General features: G+C 33.4%; 1 protein-coding gene. It reads left to right on the forward strand.

All coding sequences use genetic code 11. The annotated features are described in order from the left end of the window. Window positions 1–12 precede the first annotated feature (12 nt). Window positions 13–371, forward strand: a 359-nt coding sequence (locus tag SB749_RS18840; RefSeq protein ID WP_410711644.1) for a recombinase family protein, incomplete at its 3' end; no start/stop codon positions are given.

Genomic DNA, 371 nt, shown 5'->3' on the forward strand with positions numbered 1-371 from the left:
AAGGTGATACCCATGACAGTAAGAATATATGTGAGAGCTAGCACTAAAGACCAAGATGCTAAGAGAGCCTTATCTGATTTGATTGGTTTTAGTAAAAGTTATGCTGACAGTTATGTTGATTACATTGAAAACTATAGTGGTACTAAGTTAGATAGACCAGTACTCACTAAGTTACTTGATGATGCTAATCAAGGAGATGTATTGCTTGTTGAGAGTGTAGATAGATTAAGTAGATTGTCTCAAGATGATTTCACTATTTTAAAACAAAGAATTAAAGATAAAGGATTAAGGCTAGTTGTTGCAGACTTACCTACAACTCATACGGTTAATGATGGCATGACAGGTGAGATTCTGAATGTAGTAAATAATAT

It is taken from the genome of Brevibacterium sp. SIMBA_078, from assembly GCF_046534565.1.
In the GTDB taxonomy this organism is placed as follows: Bacteria; Actinomycetota; Actinomycetes; order Actinomycetales; family Brevibacteriaceae; genus Brevibacterium.